The sequence below is a fragment of the Exiguobacterium sp. QJM3NY_9 genome (assembly GCF_056173545.1).
This window is the reverse complement of record NZ_CM149679.1, coordinates 1,944,118-1,962,829: the sequence shown is the minus strand read 5'-3', so window position 1 is coordinate 1,962,829 and position 18,712 is coordinate 1,944,118. Positions and strand designations below refer to the sequence as shown.

Sequence of the window (18,712 nt, the reverse complement as noted above, 5' to 3'; positions counted from 1 at the left end):
GAAAGATACCTAAAAGTGAAATAAATCAAGAAAACTGTCTCATTTTCGTAACGTTTTAAATAAGGAATGTGATACATTGAAAAAGAGTAACGTCCATCTTGGACACTGAAAGGTGAGGCAGGGCATGTTTGAACATGAAACGGTATTAAAATGGGAGTCCATTAAAGGGCTAGATATTAAACCTGATGGAGTATATGTAGATTGTACATTAGGTGGAGCAGGACACAGTGAAGAAATCGTGAAGCAATTGACGACAGGTCATCTCTATGCATTTGATCAAGATGACGTCGCGCTTGCCCATGCGGAAGAACGTCTCGCAGCGTATGCCGGTCGCTTTACGCTGATTAAGAGTAACTTCGTTCACTTGCAAGAAAAGCTAAATGAGTTAGGTGTAACTAAAGTAGATGGTATTTTGTTTGATCTCGGTGTATCCTCGCCCCAGCTGGATGAAGGGGAACGTGGTTTTAGTTATAACTTTGATGCGCGTCTCGATATGCGAATGGATCAAACGTCATCGTTATCGGCATATGAAGTCGTTAACGACTGGCCATATAATGATCTCGTTCGGATTTTCTTTACATACGGAGAAGAAAAATTTTCGAAGCAGATTGCACGGAAAATTGAAAAGGCACGTGAAGAAGGTCCAATCACGACGACGTTCGAACTGGTCGAACTCATCAAGGACGCGATTCCAGCGCCTGCCCGTCGAAAGGGTGGGCATCCGGCAAAGCGGACGTTCCAAGCGATTCGGATTGCTGTCAATGATGAATTGAATGTCTTCGATCGAGCGGTGTATCAGGCGATTGATTTGCTGGCTGTTGGGGGTCGTCTTTGTGTCATCACGTTCCATTCACTTGAAGACCGCATGTGTAAACTAGCATTTAAAGAAAAATCATCGTTACCCGAGCTTCCACAAGGATTGCCGATGATTCCAAAAGAGTTTGAACCAGAACTTCGCCTCGTCACACGTAAGCCGATTATAGCAGGAAATGATGAGCTTGATGATAACCGTCGTTCACGTTCTGCTAAGTTACGGATTGTTGAAAAAATGAAGGAAAGTTGAGAGGAGCATTCAGATGGCAGAACCACTTCGTAAACCAGTCCAATCGCTAGAACCTGTTCGTCAGCGCCCAGTTCAAGAACCGACGAAAACGGAAGACATTAATCGTCGCGTCGCCGTCCGTCCGAAGTATCGCCTGTATCCCTTTGAAAAATTCTTATACAGTGCAATGATTGGTGGTCTCGTCTTATTCGGTAGCGCGACGATTGGGGCACACAATGATGCTTACAACGTCAGTCGAGATCTTGCGAAGGAAAATCAAGTGACGCAAGAGATGAAGAAGGAAAATGAACGTCTTCAACTTGAAGTTACGAATTTAAGCTCTCCAGAACGGATCTACAAGATTGCGAAAGAACAAGGTCTTGATATGCGAAAAGGGAACATCAAGGTGATTCCTAAATGAATCCACTTAAAAAGTCCCGTGTGAGAGTAGCCATCATCATGATGATATTTGCTGCTCTCTTTTTTGTGTTTATTGGCCGGTTTCTTTATTTGTCGACAACTAAAAAGTTTCACGGAGAAGATATGATTGCCTACGCGGAAAAGAAACGCTGGGAAGCCGAGTCGACGCTCTCGGCAGAGCGAGGGGAAATTTTTGACCGTCTCGGTTCACCGATTGCGATCAATGTACCCTCTTACCACCTTGTCGCAGTCTACCGGTTAGGTGGCGTTCAAGATCCGGATGCGACAGTCGTTGACTATAAGAAGACGGCGACAGGGCTCGCGCCGATTCTTGGTATGACGGTCAAAGAGCTTGAGACGTATTTGATTGAAAATAAAGACCGCTCGCAAATCGAGTTCGGAAAAAAAGGGAGTGATTTGACGCTTGATCAAAAAGAAAAAATTGATAAGCTCGACCTTCCCGGAATCCGACTAATTGAAGAACCAAAACGATATTATCCAAACGGTGTTTTTCTATCCGATACGCTCGGATTCGTTCAAAAGATGACAGAGGATAACGGACGCGTCGTCTTAAAAGGACAGATGGGGATCGAAAAACAATATGATGATGCGTTACGGGAGTCAATTGGGTCCCGTGTCTTTGAAAAAGATCGAAGTGGCGGTGAATTGATTCAAGGTGGATCGCGTATTTCAAATGAGCCGAAAGATGGCTCGAACTTATACTTGACGATTGATCACCGGATTCAACAAGCGCTCGAAAAACAAATGCAGAAAATGTATGACGAATACAAACCTAAAAATGCGACAGGTGTCGTCATGGATGCAAAAACGGGTGAAATACTCGCGATGACGGATCGACCATCATTCAATCCGAACTTGCGGGATATGACAGATTTCACGAACTTTGCCGTTTCCTCCCGGTTCGAACCGGGTTCGACGATGAAGATCTTTACGCTGGCGGCTGCGATTGATGCCGGTGTCTTTCGGCCGAATGAACCGTATAAGTCAGGTAACTACAACTATAAAGGCACAGTCATCAAGGATTACAATGATGTTGGTTGGGGGACGATTCCAATGATTGAAGGAGTCTATCACTCGTCGAATGTCATGTTCTCGATTTTGACAGCTGAAAAGCTAGGCATCGAGCGGTATAAAGAATACTTTAAGAAGTTTCATTTTGATCAAAAGACGGGTATAGACATCTCGGGAGAAGTAAACAGTCAGTCCGATTTATCAAAACCGTTAAATACGGTCATCACGTCGTGGGGACAATCGACCGCCGTGACCCCGATGCAATTGTTGCAGGGAGCGACGGCAATCGCTGGAAATGGTGAAATGGTCAAACCACACATCATCCAAAAGGCAGATCACGTCGATCAGGCTCCTTACAAAGCAAAAACGGAAGTGGTCGGCAAACCGATTTCGGCTGAAGCGGCGAAGGCGACGCGGGAAGCACTCGATGGCGTCGTCAACAGTAAGCTTGGAACGGGACAAATGTATAAGTTGGATGATTACCGCGTCATCGGTAAAACAGGGACGGCGCAAATTTCAGAGAACGGGAAGTATATCCAAGGAAAGTTCATCCATTCCTTCATCGGAATGGCCCCGAAGGATGATCCTGAACTCATCATGTACATTGCAGTCGATCGTCCATCGAAAAATGAATCATCGGTCTCGGGTCCAAGTATCATGAGTCCAGTTTTCAAAAGCGTCATGAATACAGCACTCCAGTATCGGAGCATCCAACCCGAAACACAAAAAGAGTCAGTCGATGTCAAAGCAAAAATAACACCGAGCTATATTACAAAAACCGCTGCCGAAGCAAAGGCTTTAGCGAAGGAACAAGGTGCCGTTCCGATTATTTTAGGTGACGGGGCACAAGTCGTCTCGCAAATCCCGTCGCGTGGTCAGGAATTCGTCAGTGGTGAACGTGTCCTTCTTAAAACGGATGATACGTTCAAGATGCCTGATTTGACTGGCTGGTCGCAACGAGATGTCAAAAAGCTCGTCAGTTTGTATGATTTGAAGTTAGATGTGATTGGTAAAGGTTTTGTAACCAAACAATCAGCCCGAACTGGTACACTAGTGAAAGAAAATGGAAAGTTGACGGTTGAACTCGCTGAACCAAACGATTAAGGTAAAAGCGGTCCCTAATTTTCTGCAGGAGAACGAGGACGAACAGGAGTCATTCGTTGACTTTTGAATTCGTCCTCTTTTTCTGTAAATGAGTGGAGGAAATGAAATGGTGACGATAACAGAAATCGCAAGTTGGCTCGGATTAGATGTGACAGACGAAAGATCGCTTCGCCACTTTGCGACGGATTCGAGAAGTGAACTGACAGAAGGATTGTACGTTCCGATACAAGGCGCGCGCGTCGACGGACATTCGTTCATCGATGGAGCAATCGACCAAGGAGCCATCGCGACGTTATGGAAAAAAGGAATCCCGCTTCCGGACGCAGACATCGTCGTACTCGAAGTCGAAGACCCGTTAGCCGCGTTGCAACATATTGCAACACGTTACTTGAAACTCGTCTCACCAAAGGTAGTGGCGATTACGGGGTCCAATGGTAAGACATCGACAAAAGATATGGTCGAAAGTGTATTGAAAACGACGTATCGGACGCATAAGACATCAGGTAATTTTAATTCAGACATCGGCATGCCGTTGACGATTTTGATGATGCCTCGTGACACGGAGGTAGCGGTGCTCGAGATGGGAATGAGCGGCTTCGGTGATATCGAGTTCTTATCACAATTAGCAGAACCGGATATCGCACTTGTAACGAATATCGGTGAGTCTCATGCGGAACATGTCGGGGGGCGTGCAGGAATTGCAAAAGCCAAATTAGAAATCACAGCAGGTCTAAAGCCGGATGGTCATCTATTCCTTGACGGAGACGAAGCGTTACTTGCTGGTGTTACAGGTGAGCGGATTGGTTACCACCACGCAAACACATTTGTCATCGAGCAAGCAGAGGCGACCTTCCTCGGAACGACGTTTCAATTTGCCGGAGCAACATTCCGTATTCCGGTTCTTGGAAAACATCAAGTTCGCAACGCGGCTTATGCGATTGCGACAGCACGTGCACTCGGGGTTGCGGACGAGGTGATTCAGGCAGGGCTGGATGAAGTGAAATTGACACCGATGCGGATGGAACGTCTCGTCTATCACAAGACAGCCATTATCAATGATGCTTATAATGCAAGCCCGACATCGATGAATGCGGCAATCGAGACGGTTGCAGAGCTTGACGGTTATCCGACCCGCGTTGTTGTCTTAGGAGACATGTACGAGCTTGGGGACCAAGAGCGTGAATTGCACGCATCGGTCGGTAAGCGGATTACACTTCCAGTCTCACATGCTATTCTTGTAGGAGAGAAGGGACGGTATATCGCGGAAGGCATTACTGATCCGTCGGTAGTGGTCGAATTCGCAGAGACGGTCGATCAGGCGGCTACGTTGCTTCGTCCGTTATTGGGTGAACAAACGATTGTGTTGCTTAAAGCTTCTCGTGGAGTAGCGCTTGAGCAGATTTTAACGGATTTAAACAAAATTTAATTCTTAAAAGTAGGTGTTTGCAATGATTACATTATTCATCAGTTTAATTGTCGCTTTACTCGTGGTTCTTCTTGTCATGCCAAGAGCGATTCCTTTTTTACACCAGTTGAAATTTGGACAAGAAATTCGAGAAGAAGGACCGCAGTGGCACCAGGTCAAGTCCGGAACGCCAACGATGGGTGGAATCGTTATTTTACTCGCAATGATTGGAAGCTTGATTGCGGCGATGATTACGGGAGACTTAGAAGCGAATCACTTGTCACTCTTGTTCTTGACGCTTGCTTATGGTGCGATCGGATTCATCGATGATTACATCAAAGTCGTCAAAAAACGTAACCTTGGATTGAACTCGAAACAAAAATTAATTGGACAAATCGTTGTTGGATTATTATTTGTATGGTTGAGTGGTGGGTTTACGAGCGAAGCGACTTACTTAGCGATCCCGTTTACGTCAATGACGTTTGATTTCGGCTTGCTTTATCCACTTGTCGCGCTGTTCTGGTTAGTCGGATTCTCGAATGCCGTCAATTTGACGGACGGATTAGATGGTCTCGTATCCTTTACAGCAATCCCGACATTCCTGTTCTTTAGTTTGTATGCGTGGTTCGTTGCAGATGAAGTAGGGGTCGCGTTATTCGCGATGTCAGCAGTCGGTGCATTGATTGGATTCTTATTGTTCAATGCCCACCCTGCGAAAATCTTCATGGGGGATACAGGCTCGCTCGCACTCGGAGCAGCACTCGCCGGGTTATCCATCCTCTTAAAACTTGAATTGCTACTTGTCTTAATTGGAATCGTGTTCGTTGTTGAGACATTATCTGTGATTTTACAGGTGATTTCATTTAAAACGACGGGAAAACGTATCTTTAAGATGAGCCCGATTCATCATCATTTCGAGATGGTCGGTTGGAGTGAATGGCGGATTGTCGGTACGTTTGCTTCGATTAGTTGTATCGTAGCGTTCATTGCCTACTTGCTTGTTTAATTGAAATTTCCGGATGAAGAAAGTGAGCGATTTTAAGATGAAGAAGTCTGATTGGGTCAACAAAAAGGTCTTAGTGCTCGGAACGGCTAAAAGTGGTATCGCAGCGGCTAAGTATTTGGTCGAAGCAGGGGCAGATGTGACGGTGAACGACGGTGGAACACCCTCGGGAACAGATCAAGATACTTTGCTGAAACTCGGTGTCAAAACGACTTTCGGCGAGCATCCGCTCACGTTACTTGAAGGAGTAGAGCTCATCGTCAAAAATCCAGGGATTCCGTATCAGATTCCGCTCTTGCAAGAAGCACTGGTGCGACAGATTCCAATTTGGACGGAAGTCGAGCTCGGCTATCATGCGACGAATGCGCAATGGGTAGCGATTACAGGGTCAAACGGGAAGACGACGACGACGACGCTTGTCCACGAATTATTGAAACAGCAGACGCGTCCGGTACACTTGGCGGGAAACATCGGCTTCCCGGCGATTGAGATTGCGAAAGAAGCGGAAGATGATGCAATCATCGTGATTGAACTTTCGAGTTTCCAACTGATGGGAATGCACGCCTTTAAACCAATGAGTGCGGCTTTCTTAAACTTATCAGCGGCTCATCTTGACTATCATGGTGATCTTGAATCCTACGCGGAAGCGAAAGCACGAATTTTCCGTAACATGGATGCGAATGACCGCCTTGTCGTCAATGCAGACGATGATGTCGTCATGCGCTTAAGTGATCAGGCAAAAGCAGAGCGGTTGCGTTTTTCACGTAAGAGTCCAGCTTATGCTCGTGTCGAGCAGGACATGATTATGGTTGGTGAAACGCCGATCTTACCGGCCGCTGAACTGGCTTTAGGTGGGGGACACAATCTAGAGAACGTCTTAGCAGCATTGACGTTAGTAGAACCATTCAATATTCCGTTACAAGCGGTGCAGGACGTCTTACGGACATTCGGTGGCGTCGCGCATCGTACAGAGTACATTGGCGAATTCAAGGGACGTAAAGTCTACAATGATTCGAAAGCGACGAACAACGTAGCGACGGAAGCAGCACTATCCGGTTTTAAAGCTCCAATCATTTGGTTATGTGGCGGACTAGAACGCGGTGCTGATTTAACACCACTCGTAGAGTCGATGACACAAGTCAAGCATGTCGTCGGTTTGGGCGAGACGGGACCACGTTTTGCGGAACTGGCACGTCAAGAAAAGATTGATGCAACGGTCGTCAGCGATATGGCGCAAGCAGTACAGGCAGCATTTGATGTCTCACAAGCCGGGGATATCATCTTATTATCGCCTGCGTCAGCGAGCTGGGATCAATATAAGACGTATGAAGAACGTGGCGAACATTTTGTTCGCGCCGTCGAATCAATTGGAGGAGATGCTAAATGAGAATCGTCGTATCAGGTGGTGGAACCGGAGGGCATATTTATCCGGCGCTCGCGATGATCCGCGAAATCGAGCGACGGATGCCGTGTGAAGTGCTATACATCGGAACGGAAAATGGGCTAGAAGCAGATATCGTCCGACGCGCAGGAATTCCCTTTGAATCGATTGAGATTTCAGGTATTCGCCGTTCGTTATCATTTGAAAACGTTAAGACGGGAATCCGTTTCTTAAAGAGCGTGACCCGTGTCCGGAAAATGTTGCGAAAGTTCAACCCCGACATCGTCGTCGGGACAGGTGGTTTCGTTTGTGGACCGGTCCTTTATACAGCAGCGAAGATGGGGTATAAAACACTCGTCCATGAGCAAAACAGTTTACCTGGTATTACGAATAAGTTTCTTGCTCGGTACGTCGATCGTGTCGCGTTATCGTTTAAAGGATCAGGTCACCATTTCGGTAAAAACGAAGCGAAAACCGTTTTAATCGGTAATCCCCGGGCTTCCGAAGTAGCTGATTTGCAAGTCGACCCGGTCATTGAACGGCAACGTTATGGTTTTGAAGAAGGGCGCCCGTTAGTCGTCGTTTACGGTGGAAGTCGTGGAGCGCCAGCAATCAACCAAGCCATCATCGAGATGATGCCGAAGTTCATTCAGATGGATTGGTCGATGTTGTTCGTGACAGGTCAAGTTCATTTTGAAGAGATTAGTCGCCAAATCGGAACGGTCCCGGAGCGGATTCAGTTACGTCCGTTCGTCTATGATTTACCGAATATCTTAAAGGCGAGTCAACTCGTCATTTCACGTTCGGGTGCGAGCACGTTAGCGGAATTGACGACGCTCGGGTTACCGAGCATTCTCATTCCGAGTCCATACGTCACAGAAAACCATCAAGAAGTAAATGCCTCGTCCCTCGTCGAAACAGGAGCAAGCTTGCTCGTCCGAGAAGCTGAACTGACAGGAGAAACGTTATTCGATGCTTGTAAAACGGCGATTGCGAATCAAGAAGCGATGTCGCAGGCCGCATTCGCTTTAGGGATGCCGAATGCATCGAGTGATTTAGTGGACGAGTTGAATCGCTTGATTCAACAAAAAAACTAAACAGTTGCAGGAATAGACCGATAAGGAACTGAAATTAATCAAGTAGAGGAGGAATGAACGTGAAGGAGCGACAACCGGTAAAAGATACGGATGCCACTGTCAGTAGTCTAGAAGATAAGATTCCTTATATCCGTGAACAACGCCGGAAGAAAGCAAACCGACGTTTAATCTATGTCCTCATCCTGATCGGTCTATTGATTGCTGTCGTATTTTATCTTCAGTCCAGTTATTCGCGGGTAGCGACACTTGAGATTGACGGTGTCGTCAATGTCAAAGAAGCAGACATCATTCAGGCGTCACGGATGAAGGTGAAGGAGACACATGCTTTCAATGTGTCAGAAGAAGCTGTGCTAGAGCGAATCGAAGATGTACCAGGTATACGGGAAGCAACGATGACACAGAGTTTTCTCCATAACTATCAAGTTAATGTCGTGGAGGAAAAAGAAATTGCTTACGCGAAAGATCAACCCGGAGACCGAATCGTCTTAGCAGATGGAACAATCATCCCCGGAAAGTCGAAGGAAGAATTGTTCGATGCACCGATTTTAACAGGCTTTACAGATCAGTCCCTTGAACGGTTGACGAAGGAACTCGTCAAAATCGAACCAAAAGTTCGGAGTCGGATTTCGGAAATCGTTGCAAACGATAAAACCGATAAAGGGGGATTGAAGTTATTCATGACGGATGGCAATACCGTCTTATTGAGTACTTCAGCTTTTTCTAACTCGTTGAATGAATATGTCAAAGTGATTTCAGCCTTACCAAAAGGAAAAACAGGGACGATCACGATTGACGGGGGAATCTATTTCAAACCATATAAAGTAAAAAAATAGAAAATTCCTAGTTATGAGTCAGTAGATTGACAAACGTTTGTTTTCATTAGTAAATAAGTAGGCGTATCGTCATCAAATCGTAATCTATTAGATGGGTAAGTTAGACAATAACTTCTTTTCGTAGGGTTTTATATAGTGTAGACTTAAACGAGAAGAAGTTTATCTTGTTTCCTGAATATATATAGGGACAATCAGTATGAGTATTATGAAAGTGGAGGTGTCACTCCCATGGAAACGAAAGGTACGATTGCCGCACTAGACATTGGAACATCGGAAGTGAAACTCATCGTCGGTGAACTACTCGGCGGGACACTGAACGTGTTAGCGGAGGGTTCTGCACCATCTGCCGGTGTCAAACGTGGCGTCATCGTCGATATCGACCAAACAGTCAATGCCATTAAACAAGCGGTCGCTGAAGTGGAACGGACACTCGGTGAACCGATTGGTGAAGTATATGTAGCAATTTCTGGAGAACACATTCAAGTCAAGGATTGTCAAGGGATGACTTCAATTAAAGGCGAAGACAATGAAATTACGGATGACGACGTCAAAGACGTCTTACACTCCGCAATGGTCATGCGCATTCCGAACGAATTAAGTGTTGTCGATGTACTACCGAAAACGTTTACGGTCGACCAACAAACAGAAATCACGGATCCACGTGGTATGATCGGCTATCGTCTAGAAGTGACAGGGAAGTTGATCATTGGAGCGAAGACGATCCTACATAGCATTAAACGTTCAATCGAACGGGCTGGTCTAGAGCTTGCAGGATACGTACTTGAAAGCTTAGCTGTTTCAAGAATCGCGGCATCAATCGATGAACTGGAGCTTGGCGTCGGCATCATCGACATTGGACACGAGACGACAACATTGTCGATTTATGAAAAAAACGATCTCGTTTACTCGACGACGTTACCTTATGGTGGCGATCATCTGACACGTGACTTAACGTATAAGATGAATTGTAAGTACCAAGATGCAAAACTTGCGAAGGAAGAATACGGAGTGGCGCTTGAATCGTTAGGGGATCCTGAAGAAAAGGTATCCTACGTAACGATTAATGGGGAGCATCGTTTTGAGCCGCAACCTGAGATCGGTTTCGTTTTAGAGGCACGCCTCGAAGAAATCTTCGAGATGATTCAAAAACGGATGACGCAGGCTGGCCATCCACAAATGAATAGTGGCATCATTCTCTGCGGTGGAAGTTCTTCGCTTCCTGGAATCGATCAGCTAGGGAAACGGATTTTCAACCAGAACGTCAACGTCTACCAACCGGCCAGCTTAGGCATTCGTAATCCGAAGTACGCTGTGGCAGCCGGCATGTTACGCTATGTACTCTCAAGAAGTACGGTTTCGAAATCAGGATTTGATCGTGCGGACGAGAAGGAAGTCGTGGCGCAAAATCGTGAACAAGAACAATTGCTTACGAACCCGACACCGTCTCCAGTACGCGAAGAACGAACGCAACAGGAACAACCTCCAAAAGAGCGTAAATCATTCAGTAGTTTCTTTGAAAAGTTTTTTGGTTAATGACTAAAATACAATGAGTATAAAAAATTAGGGGGCCCCTTTTATGTTGCATTTTGATGAAATGATGGACCAAGTAGCTAAAATTAAGGTCATCGGCGTAGGTGGCGGTGGTTCAAACGCCGTCAACCGAATGATTGAACATGGTGTACAAGGCGTAGAATTCATCGCCGTCAATACAGATGCACAAGCACTCAACATGTCGCAGGCAGATGTGAAGCTCCAACTTGGTGCAAAGCTGACACGCGGTTTAGGTGCAGGTGCGAATCCAGAAATCGGTAAAAAAGCGGCAGAAGAAAGCCGTGAACAATTGACAGAGATTTTGTCAGGTGCTGATATGGTCTTCGTTACTGCAGGTATGGGTGGCGGGACAGGAACTGGTGCTGCGCCAGTCATCGCTGAAATTTCAAAAGAAATCGGCGCATTGACTGTCGGTGTAGTAACGAAACCGTTCATGTTTGAAGGACGCAAACGGATGCAACACGCTGTATCGGGTGTGCAAAACTTTAAAGAAAAAGTCGATACGTTAATCGTCATTCCGAATGATAAATTACTTGAAATCGTTGATCGTAACACGCCGATGCTCGAAGCATTCAAAGAAGCGGATAATGTGCTTCGTCAAGGGGTTCAAGGGATCACAGACTTAATCGCTGTCCCTGGTTTAATCAACTTAGACTTTGCAGACGTTAAGACAATCATGACTGAAAAAGGATCTGCCTTGATGGGCGTTGGTGTTGCGACAGGCGAACACCGTGCAACGGAAGCTGCGAAGAAAGCCATTTCAAGTCCATTGCTTGAAACATCGATTGAAGGTGCAAAAGGTGTCTTAATGAACATCACAGGTAGTGCGAACCTCAGTCTATATGAAGTAACGGAAGCTGCTCAAATCGTTCAAAGTGCAGCAGATGAAGAAGTAAACTTGATTTTCGGTTCTGTTATCAACGATAACTTAGAAGATGAAATCATCGTTACCGTCATCGCAACAGAATTCGAAAACGAGCCACTCGATTTCGAGATTCCATCTGCTCAAGAAATGATGAAAAACTTACTCAAGAAAAAGCAGGCGACTCCAACTCCTGCTGCGACTGAGGAGCCGAAACCACAAGTCGAAGAGACACCTGTCAGCTCGAATCCAGAACCAGCAAAAGGGTCAGATGTTGAAGAAACGATGGACATTCCATCATTCCTTCGTCGGAACAATCGTTAATCGATTTTTTCCAAGACACGACTGCTAGACAAAGAGGTGTCGCGTAAGCGGCACCTCTTTTTTGAAAGGGATGTGAAATGATGTTTGGTCAATGGATAAAGTGGGATACACCGACCGGTACAGTGCGTGCAGCATTCACTACAAAATTTTCAGCGCCGCATGGTATTGGCAATCTTGGATTGCATGTCAATGACGATCGCGATGGTGTCATTCAAAACCGGCAAGTCATCGCCCGTCAACTTGATTTATCGCTCGAAAATTCAGTTTGGGCAGAACAGGTTCACGGGAACCATGTCGAACAAGTGACGACGCTGGATTCTGGACGAGGCGCACTGGATTATGGAACAACGATTGAGGGTACAGATGGATTGGTGACGACGGATGCAAATGTATTACTCGCCATGTTATTCGCGGATTGTGTACCACTCGTTTTTTGTGATCCGACGACAGGAATCATTGCGAATACGCATGCCGGATGGCGTGGAACAGTCGCGAATATCGTTGAAGCGACTGTCGCCCGAATGGAAGCGGCGGGGGCAGATCGTTCCTCGATTCAAATGGTCATCGGACCCTCGATTCGTGAATGTTGTTATGAGGTCGACCAACCTGTCCTTGAAGCGATTGACGGGCTTGGTCTTGAAGATACGCCGTACACAATGAAAGAAAACGGAAAAGCGATGCTTTCGCTTCAGCAGACGAATGCTGCATTAGCAGAGCGAAGTGGATTAGGTGACATCATTGATGCAGGAATTTGTACGCACTGCCAAGCAGATGACTATTTCTCTTACCGTCATGGGGACCACCAAGGTCGTTTCGCGAGCTTGATCGTAAAGGAGTCATTACATGTCGATTAATGAAAATGTTCAACTTGTCCAACAAAAGATGCAACAAGCGAGTGAAAAGAGTTTTCAAAAAAAGCAGGTACAACTGATTGGCGTGACGAAATCAGTTTCAAGTCAAGTTGCCTCTGAGCTGTTAGAAGCAGGTATAACGGCGCTAGGTGAAAATCGTCCGGAGGGTTTGTCAGAAAAACAAGCAGCACTTGGGCGTGAAGCCTGTGAGTGGCACTTCATCGGGACACTGCAGTCGCGAAAAGTACGTCAAATCATCGATCAAATCGATGTGCTTCACTCACTTGATCGTTTGCATTTAGCGGAAGAAATCAATAAACGTGCAAAACGTCCTATCGATTGTTTTGTTCAAGTCAATGTCTCGGGTGAAGCTTCGAAACAAGGTATCTCCGCAGAAGACATCCATTCCTTTCTACATGAAATCGGTCAATATCCAAAAGTTCGTGTGATTGGACTCATGACGATGGCACCATTGACAGAAAATCAAGAGGAAGTGCGGTCCGTTTTCCGCGCTTTACGCGTCTTACGAGACGAAGTAGCAGCACGAAACCTGTCTTACGCTCCCTGTACGGAATTATCGATGGGGATGTCGTCTGATTATGAGATTGCGATTGAAGAAGGGGCGACACACGTCAGAATCGGTACGGTCCTCGTCCAATCATAAAACGTAGAAGAAGTTGAAAGGAGAATCGAAATGGGATTCAAATCGAAAATGCAACATCTGTTTCTTGGGAACACAGACGATTTAGACGAACTTGAATATGAAAATGATGCTACAATAAATAAAGGTAGAGGTACTGCAGAGCAAGAGTATGAAGAGTACTACGAGGAATCTACCCCGAGTGTTACTCAAAAGGAGGACCCTGTGCGTCAATCGAATATCGTTCCGATTCATACGAAAAAAGCAAAATCACAAGTCATTTTAAGTGAGCCGCGTGTCTTCAATGAAGCACAAGAAATTGGGGAGCATCTCCGTCAAAATCGTGCGGTCATCGTTAACATGCAACGCATGTCAAAAGATCAATCACGGCAAATGATTAATTTTCTTTCAGGCGTCGTCTTTGCACTCGATGGTACGATTACGACAATCAGTCAAAACACGCTCCTCTGTGTGCCGAACAACGTCGAGCTCGCGGGTAGTATTTCAAATCTACTTGGAGAAGATGATATCAATCATAAGGGGTGGTAAACATGGATTCACAAGTTATGTACGCGATTGGGCGTACATTGGGCACGTTACTTCAATATTATAGCTATGTCATGATTGCTTATATTTTACTTTCATGGTTCCCGAACGCACGAGAGTCAAGATTCGGACAAGTACTCGCGATGTTAGTCGAACCGTTCCTCGCGCCTTTCCGACGGATCATCCCGCCCATCGGAGGTATGCTTGACATCTCACCAATCGTTGCCTTTTTAGTGTTGAACTTAGCACAGTCAGGCATTCGAGCAATCTTCTTCTAATGAGCGTCTATGATCACTATCGCGGACATGAGCGGGAGTTCGTCGATCTTGTCTTAAACTGGATCGATCATGTCGAAGCGACCTATACGTTTAAACTGACAGATTTTCTTGACCCACGCGAACAGCAAATCACACGTGAACTCGTCGGAACGAAATGTGCCCTCTTTTTTGAGGGCGGTTTCGAAGGGGCAGAGCGACAGCGGGCACTAATTGCGCCTGATTACTACGAACTTGATGCGAGCGACTTTGATATTGCCATCTATCGTATTCATTATCCTACAAAATTCGTTGAACTATCGCATCGACAAGTAACAGGTACGCTCTTAAACGTCGGTCTGAAACGCGGCAAGTTCGGTGACGTCGTCATTCAAGATCAAGTCGTTCAGTTCGCAGTCGCAGAAGACGTTGCTTCTTATATCGAAGTGAACGTCGAGCGGGCAGGGAAAACGAAAATTCGTTTATCTCGCGTCGAACTAGAAGACCAATTGAAGATCAAAGAACAGGAATGGCAAGAAGAACTTGGATTCGTCAGTTCGCTCCGCTTTGATACTGTCGTCAGCGAAGTGCTTGGTTTTTCGAGACAAAAAGCACAGAGTTTGATTAAACAAGGGGAAAGTAAAGTGAATTATAAAATCGTCGAAGATCCAAGCTTCATGCTTGAAGAAGGCGATTTGCTTTCGCTCCGTGGAACAGGACGCGTCAAATTGACGGCTATTTTAGGGTCGACGAAACGCGACCGGATTAAATTACAGTACGGATTATTAAAAGGTTAAAAAATGCTGAGGAGGATTTCATCATGCCATTGACGCCACTTGATATTCATAATAAGGAATTTACACGTAAGTTTCGCGGCTATGACGAGGATGAGGTCAACGAATTTCTTGATCAAGTCATCAAGGATTTTGAAATGTTGTTGCGGGAAAACCGTCAACAGCAAGAAGTGATTCAAAACATGCAATCGCGTGTCGATTACTTCAGTTCGATGGAAGAGACGTTAAACAAGTCAATCATCGTTGCCCAAGAAGCGGGAGAAGAAGTCAAGGCCAATGCGACGAAAGAAGCAAGCTTGATTTTAAAACAAGCCGAGCGTGAAGCGGAACAACTGCAAGATTCCGCACAGCGTCGAGCGCAACGGACAGACTTTGAAGTCGAACAGATGCGTAAGAAAATCGAATTGTACCGTAATCGTTTTAAAGTCTTGATCGATGCGCAGATGGAGTTATTGGCAAGCCATGATTGGGACGCGTTTGATAGTTCGACCCGTGGTGCGCTTGACGAGATTCCGGCAGTTGCGTATAATGACGACGATGTCATATAACTTAAATCAATGACAAGGACACGTCTTAATCAGACTGCTGCAAGCGAATCGGGGACTGGTGTGAGCCCGAACAGTAAGTGAGAATGGATATCCCCTTCGAGTGTGAGACTGAACCATTAAGTAAGTCGCACCGATTCGCCCCCGTTATCGGGCTCTTAAGTGGTAGTTCGTACGGTTGAACTACTAGTAGGGTGGTACCGCGAGTTCAAGCCAAGCTCGTCCCTATACCAGGGATGTGTTTGGCTTTTTTTGTATGTTAAATTAAAAGAAGTGAGGGAATGCCAGATGGAGTACAAAGATACATTACTGATGATGAAAACTGAATTTCTAATGCGAGGTAACTTGCCGAAACGTGAGCCGGACATGCAGGCACGTTGGAACGAGATGAACTTATATCAAGCAGTTCAAGAAAAAAATGCTGGGAAACCAACCTTCATCCTTCATGATGGACCACCATACGCAAACGGTGATATCCACATGGGGCACGGATTAAACAAAGTCTTAAAAGATATCGTCGTCCGTTACAAATCGATGAATGGTTTCCGTTCACCGTATGTACCGGGTTGGGATACACACGGTTTACCGATTGAAACAGCACTCCAAAAATCAGGTGTCGACCGGAAGACGATGTCGGTCGCTGAGTTCCGTGAGTTGTGTGCGAAATATGCACTCGAACAAGTCGATCATCAGCGTGAACAGTTTAAGCGTTTAGGTGTTCTCGGTGACTATGATAATCCATACATCACGCTCCAACCGGAATTCGAAGCGGCGCAAATTCGCCTCTTCGGTGACATGGCGAACAAAGGCTATATCTATAAAGGAAAAAAACCAGTCTACTGGTCACCTTCTTCTGAGTCGGCACTAGCAGAAGCGGAAATCGAATACCATGATAAACGTTCTGCTGCCATCTATGTTGCGTTCCCTGTCTTAGAAGGAAACAACATCTTAGAGCCGACGGATCACTTCGTCATCTGGACGACGACGCCGTGGACGATTCCTGCAAACCTCGGAATCTCTGTCAGTGCGGAACTCACGTATGCCCGAATCGAGTACGAAGGAAAAGGTTACATCGTCGCAGAGGCGCTTGTTCCTGAAGTCATCGAGGCACTCGGATGGGAAGACGCGACAGTCGGTCGTGTCTTCAATGGAGCAGATTTCGAATACATGAAAGCCAAACACCCACTCTACGACCGTGAATCACTCGTCATGCTCGGTGATCATGTTACGGCGGAAGCAACCGGCGTCGTGCATACGGCACCTGGACACGGGGAAGATGACTATCGCATCGGACAAGCATACGGACTCGACGTCCTCTGCCCGGTCGATGATAAAGGGGTCATGACGGCGGAAGCACCGGGATTCGAAGGCATGTTCTATGAAGATGCGAATAAAGAAGTCGGTCTTGCGTTAGAAAAAGCGGGCGCATTGTTGAAACTATCGTTCATCAAACACTCGTATCCGCACGACTGGCGGACGAAAAAACCGGTCATCTTCCGGGCAACACCACAATGGTTCGCGTCGATTAAAGACTTCCGTGCGGAAATCCTCGACGAAATCAAAGATGTTCAGTGGGTACCGGCATGGGGAGAAACACGTCTTCACAACATGTTTAAAGATCGTGGCGACTGGGTCATCTCGCGTCAACGTGCATGGGGCGTGCCACTTCCAATCTTCTATGCAGAAGACGGAACAGAAATCGTTACACCGGAAACAATCGACCATATCGCGAACTTGTTCGCAGAGCACGGTTCGAACGTCTGGTATGAACGCGAAGCAATCGACTTATTGCCGGAAGGCTTTACGCACCCGGCAAGTCCGAATGGTCAGTTCAAAAAAGAAACAGACATCATGGATGTCTGGTTCGATTCCGGCTCGTCACATGCCGGTGTGCTGGCAGCGCGTCCAGAACTAGAGCGTCCGGCTGATCTTTACCTCGAAGGTTCAGACCAATACCGTGGCTGGTTCAACTCGTCGCTTTCGACAGCTGTTGCGACAACGGGAAAAGCACCGTATAAAGCCGTCGTCAGCCATGGTTTCGTATTAGACGGTCAAGGACGGAAGATGTCGAAGTCGATCGGGAATACGATTGCCCCAATCCAAATCATGCAACAATTTGGTGCAGAGATTCTTCGTCTGTGGGTTGCGTCAGTCGATTATCAGTCAGATGTCCGGGCATCGATGGACAACTTTAAACAAGTTTCAGAATCATACCGTAAAATCCGGAACACGGTCCGTTTCCTGCTCGGGAACTTGGATCAATTCGATCACACGGCACATCGTGTTGCGTTTGAAGATTTACCGGAAGCAGACCGTTTCATGCGGACGAAGCTCGATCAATTAGTCGGTAAAGTCAAAAAAGCCTATGATGCGTATGATTTCATGGCAGTTTACCAACTGTTGCATAACTTCTGTGTCCTTGACCTGTCTTCGTTCTACCTCGACTACACGAAAGACATCTTGTATATCGAACAAGCAGATGCACCGGAGCGTCGTGCCGTTCAAACGGTCATGTATGATACCGTCGTGACATTGTTACAATTGATGGCACCTGTCTTACCGCATACGGCAGACGAAGCATGGGAATTCGTTCCTGGTGTCGAGACGGCAAGTATCTTCTTGACGGATCTACCGGAAGCAGTCGACGTATCGGAAGAAGGACTTGCACTGATCGCGAAATGGAACGCGTTCCTCGTCTTCCGCGATGATGTCTTGAAGGCGCTTGAAGAAGCACGGGCAGAGAAGCTCGTCGGGAAAACGCTCGAAGCCAAACTCGAGCTCGCACCGAACGAAGCGACGAAGAACTTGCTTGCGACAATCGACCATCTTGAACAACTGCTTCAAGTCTCACACATCGATTTTGTCGACTCGGCAGAACGTAACTATGAGACGACGGCAATCACTGTTTTGAAAGCGGACGGCGAGAAATGTGAACGTTGCTGGACATATTCGACTGAACTTGGTCAAGATCCGGCTCATCCGACACTTTGTCCTCGTTGTACTGCGGTCGTCAATTCTTTATAATGAA

17 protein-coding genes and 1 other annotated feature are annotated in these 18,712 nt (G+C 46.3%); all 17 genes read left to right on the top strand.

All coding sequences use genetic code 11. From position 1 onward, the window contains the following. The first annotated feature begins 124 nt into the window (after positions 1-124). Positions 125-1,063, top strand: a complete 939-nt coding sequence (gene rsmH / locus AC0VYQ_RS10145) for a 16S rRNA (cytosine(1402)-N(4))-methyltransferase RsmH (protein ID WP_475403509.1) — start codon at positions 125-127, stop codon at positions 1,061-1,063. A 13-nt stretch (positions 1,064-1,076) separates the two neighbouring features. Continuing rightward, positions 1,077-1,463, top strand: a complete 387-nt coding sequence (gene ftsL / locus AC0VYQ_RS10140) for a cell division protein FtsL (RefSeq protein ID WP_088837436.1) — start codon at positions 1,077-1,079, stop codon at positions 1,461-1,463. Further along, positions 1,460-3,598 (top strand): penicillin-binding transpeptidase domain-containing protein, encoded by a 2,139-nt coding sequence (locus AC0VYQ_RS10135; RefSeq protein WP_088837435.1) that lies wholly within the window; start codon positions 1,460-1,462, stop codon positions 3,596-3,598. Before ftsL ends, AC0VYQ_RS10135 begins: the two co-directional genes overlap by 4 nt. A 106-nt stretch (positions 3,599-3,704) precedes the next feature. Beyond that, positions 3,705-5,024, top strand: a complete 1,320-nt coding sequence (locus AC0VYQ_RS10130) for a UDP-N-acetylmuramoyl-tripeptide--D-alanyl-D-alanine ligase (protein ID WP_475403508.1) — start codon at positions 3,705-3,707, stop codon at positions 5,022-5,024. 22 nt (positions 5,025-5,046) lie between these two features. After that, the gene (gene mraY, locus AC0VYQ_RS10125; RefSeq protein ID WP_088837433.1) at positions 5,047-6,009 is read left to right on the top strand and encodes a phospho-N-acetylmuramoyl-pentapeptide-transferase; all 963 of its coding nucleotides are present in this window, start codon (positions 5,047-5,049) and stop codon (positions 6,007-6,009) included. A gap of 37 nt (positions 6,010-6,046) precedes the next feature. Continuing rightward, positions 6,047-7,393, top strand: coding sequence for a UDP-N-acetylmuramoyl-L-alanine--D-glutamate ligase (gene murD, locus AC0VYQ_RS10120; protein WP_214765222.1), 1,347 nt, complete (start codon positions 6,047-6,049; stop codon positions 7,391-7,393). Beyond that, a complete protein-coding gene (gene murG / locus AC0VYQ_RS10115) occupies positions 7,390-8,484 on the top strand; it encodes an undecaprenyldiphospho-muramoylpentapeptide beta-N-acetylglucosaminyltransferase (RefSeq protein ID WP_214892106.1) in 1,095 nt (364 codons plus the stop codon). The genes murD and murG overlap by 4 nt, the downstream gene beginning before the upstream one ends. Before the next feature lie 59 nt (positions 8,485-8,543). Beyond that, positions 8,544-9,317, top strand: a complete 774-nt coding sequence (locus tag AC0VYQ_RS10110; RefSeq protein ID WP_159172376.1) for a cell division protein FtsQ/DivIB — start codon at positions 8,544-8,546, stop codon at positions 9,315-9,317. 228 nt (positions 9,318-9,545) lie between these two features. Next, entirely contained in the window at positions 9,546-10,850 is a 1,305-nt protein-coding gene (ftsA, locus tag AC0VYQ_RS10105) for a cell division protein FtsA (RefSeq protein WP_214765220.1), read from the top strand. A 43-nt stretch (positions 10,851-10,893) separates the two neighbouring features. Next, a complete protein-coding gene (ftsZ, locus tag AC0VYQ_RS10100) occupies positions 10,894-12,054 on the top strand; it encodes a cell division protein FtsZ (RefSeq protein WP_029330907.1) in 1,161 nt (386 codons plus the stop codon). Positions 12,055-12,134: 80 nt separating this feature from the next. Further along, a complete protein-coding gene (gene pgeF, locus AC0VYQ_RS10095; protein ID WP_214801894.1) occupies positions 12,135-12,908 on the top strand; it encodes a peptidoglycan editing factor PgeF in 774 nt (257 codons plus the stop codon). Next, the gene (locus AC0VYQ_RS10090) at positions 12,898-13,569 is read left to right on the top strand and encodes a YggS family pyridoxal phosphate-dependent enzyme (protein ID WP_088837427.1); all 672 of its coding nucleotides are present in this window, start codon (positions 12,898-12,900) and stop codon (positions 13,567-13,569) included. The genes pgeF and AC0VYQ_RS10090 overlap by 11 nt, the downstream gene beginning before the upstream one ends. Before the next feature lie 30 nt (positions 13,570-13,599). Further along, positions 13,600-14,094 carry a cell division protein SepF gene (locus AC0VYQ_RS10085; protein WP_029330904.1) on the top strand — a complete coding sequence of 165 codons (495 nt, stop codon included), beginning with the start codon at positions 13,600-13,602 and terminating at the stop codon, positions 14,092-14,094. Between the two features lie 2 nt (positions 14,095-14,096). After that, positions 14,097-14,369 carry a YggT family protein gene (locus tag AC0VYQ_RS10080; protein ID WP_084157614.1) on the top strand — a complete coding sequence of 91 codons (273 nt, stop codon included), beginning with the start codon at positions 14,097-14,099 and terminating at the stop codon, positions 14,367-14,369. After that, on the top strand, positions 14,369-15,142 hold the full coding sequence (locus AC0VYQ_RS10075; RefSeq protein WP_029330902.1) for a YlmH family RNA-binding protein: 774 nt from the start codon (positions 14,369-14,371) through the stop codon (positions 15,140-15,142). The genes AC0VYQ_RS10080 and AC0VYQ_RS10075 overlap by 1 nt, the downstream gene beginning before the upstream one ends. 23 nt (positions 15,143-15,165) lie before the next feature. Beyond that, a complete protein-coding gene (locus AC0VYQ_RS10070; protein ID WP_088837425.1) occupies positions 15,166-15,687 on the top strand; it encodes a DivIVA domain-containing protein in 522 nt (173 codons plus the stop codon). Beyond that, positions 15,688-15,914 (top strand) — a binding site (T-box leader). A gap of 58 nt (positions 15,915-15,972) precedes the next feature. After that, entirely contained in the window at positions 15,973-18,708 is a 2,736-nt protein-coding gene (ileS, locus tag AC0VYQ_RS10065) for an isoleucine--tRNA ligase (RefSeq protein WP_475403507.1), read from the top strand. Positions 18,709-18,712: the final 4 nt, after the last annotated feature.